The sequence below is a fragment of the Marinobacter fuscus genome (genome assembly GCF_003007675.1).
GTDB classification, from domain to species: domain Bacteria; phylum Pseudomonadota; class Gammaproteobacteria; order Pseudomonadales; family Oleiphilaceae; genus Marinobacter; species Marinobacter fuscus.
Window position 1 is genome coordinate 1 of record NZ_PXNP01000011.1, and the last position, 2,141, is coordinate 2,141.

Annotated in this window: 2 protein-coding genes and 1 pseudogene; 2 read left to right on the forward strand and 1 reads right to left on the reverse strand. The window is 53.5% G+C overall.

Features of this window, described 5'->3' with window-relative positions; all coding sequences use genetic code 11:
* Window positions 1-154 (reverse strand): annotated as a pseudogene (locus C7H09_RS20120) (IS5/IS1182 family transposase); the annotation flags it as partial.
* Here C7H09_RS20120 and C7H09_RS03280 point away from each other — a divergent pair.
* Window positions 144-638, forward strand: coding sequence for a tetratricopeptide repeat protein (locus tag C7H09_RS03280; RefSeq protein WP_206074258.1), 495 nt, complete (start codon window positions 144-146; stop codon window positions 636-638). The pseudogene C7H09_RS20120 and the gene C7H09_RS03280 overlap by 11 nt on opposite strands.
* Before the next feature lie 109 nt (window positions 639-747).
* The gene (locus C7H09_RS03285) at window positions 748-1,017 is read left to right on the forward strand and encodes a hypothetical protein (RefSeq protein ID WP_068441554.1); all 270 of its coding nucleotides are present in this window, start codon (window positions 748-750) and stop codon (window positions 1,015-1,017) included.
* The last annotated feature ends 1,124 nt before the right edge of the window (window positions 1,018-2,141 follow it).

Consider the following 2,141-nt stretch of genomic DNA (forward strand, 5'->3'; position numbering starts at 1 on the left):
TGCCTTCGTAGCGGGCGTAAAACGCACTCAAATCCAGCTCCTCGACAACATCACTGACAAAATAGGCCAGGTGGCCATCAGGCAGCCACTCGTTCAGGCTTGGGGGAAGGAGCAATTCCTGGTCGGGCGAGTACGGGCGGAAAGTGGTTCCCATCAGACGTCCTGTTGCCGAAAAATTTTCGGTTTATTATGCCAGAAACGGGCTTCTGCCGCGCAGACTCCTAGCCCCTGATTTGCATGCAAAGATCGAGCTTCTGTGTAAAGAAGGTGAAGATTTTGCCAGTCAAAAATTATTTTCGGAGGCTCGTGCTAAATACATTGAGGCGCTAAAGTTGCTCCCTGACAAGATATCTGACTGGGAAGCGTCTACGTGGATATACGTTGCCATTGGCGATACGCACTTCTACACCGGTAATTTTGAAAAGGTGATGAAGTGCTTTTTTAATGCAGTTCAGTGCCCTGCTGGTTTAGGTAACCCATATGTTCACCTGAGGCTTGGCCAGGCGTACTTCGAATTAGAGAATCTAGACAAAGCAGCTGACGAGTTGACCAGGGCGTATATGGGAGGGGGAATGGAGGTCTTTATGGAAGATGACCCAAAGTACCTGTCATTCCTCGAAACAAGAATCGAAATATAACAAGGCCAGGCACGGCGACGTCTACTACATTGCGGCTTCGCCTCCATTCCGTAGCCGCGCATGCTGGCTGGCGTTATACGTTTTCACTCGAATTTGGGAAAGTTTTAAAATGTCGAAATTTTCAGATCGCGGCAACATTATCAGGCAGCAAGCTAAAGATTTGGTTCTGGACTTTATGCGAAATAACCCTGCTTGCCAGCCTAATTCAACCGGTATGAAGCTCGCCGAAATATTTCGAGAATGTGGTTTTGATTGGGGTGACTACCCAAAAACTACATCTTCGAATCAGCAATACTGGGTTGGTGCTATTGTTCAAGAGCTAAAGTCTGAGGGTAAAGTCGAGCGTGTATCAGAATCAGGGCCTTGGCGCCTGCTCTGAGCACACGTATAACCAGGCCAGGCACGGCGACGCCTTTTCCGTTGCGGCTCCGCCTCCACTACAAAGGCGCGCATGCTGGCAGGCGTTAGTTGGTAGTGCTTTGTACCTTTTAGGTGGCTCGGTGCTAATGGCCTTGGCCGAAAGTTGGCAGCAAAATCTGAAAAAATGCAGCGTAGCCAAGGCCCCCAACATTGGCGTGTTGTTGGCAGCTCAATCAGCCAGCGGGGCTGGTTCTAAATTGAGTGTTCCGGTCGTTGGGCTGTCCGCCGGTAAACGGTTCCTTGCTTACCTGCTACTCTGATGTTCAGGTTCATCCACCGCATCGTTGGTGGTGGTTTCAATAATGAAGCACCGGCGAATTTGGGTGCAAGGGCAGCGGTGTAGGCTGCGATGTTGGTTGCCAGGGATTGGGCTTCATTGATGCCCCCAACTAACAAGTCGCAGCAGTACGTGGCCTGCGGCCACCGGACGCCCTTGTCAGGGCGCCGCTGTGCTCAGCGTTAGCTGGGTAGTGCGTTGTGCCTTTTGGTTGGCTCGGTGGTATTGGCCTTGGCCGTAAACTGGTAGCAAATCCGTCAATTCCGGTGGTTTGCCAAGGCCGTCGGAACCCGCGTCGAGTGGGTAGCCAAAATAAGCCAGCGGCGTTGGCATAAAGGTTAGTGTTTGCCGGAACCAGGTGTCCGTCGAAACTTGGTTCCTTGCTTACCTGCTAATCTGAAGTTCAGGTTCACTTTCCGCATCAGTGCGGGTGTTTTTAATCGGAGTGCATCGTCCAGAGCTTGTGCACAAAGCAACGGAGCAGGCGGTCATGCTGGTTGCCAAGGATCTGGGTATGTCGCCCGCCGGTGCTTCTCAGCTAACCAGTCGCTGTAGTGCGTTCCCGGCCCGAGGGCCGTCCACCGGACGCCACTGACGTGGCGCCGCTAAGCTTCGCGTGTGTGCCGGGCATGGCACAGAACTAGGGAGGTGAAAGTCCTCCTGCCAGGTGTTCGCAGAGCCGAAGGCTAGGAGAAGGGCAAGGGCGTCATCGCGAGGTGGGGTCTCCGGAGCGCCGGCCGGAAGTAAGCCCAATCCAAAGCGGCGGGGCGACGAACAGGAACCCGATACGAGGTGTGGTACATCCG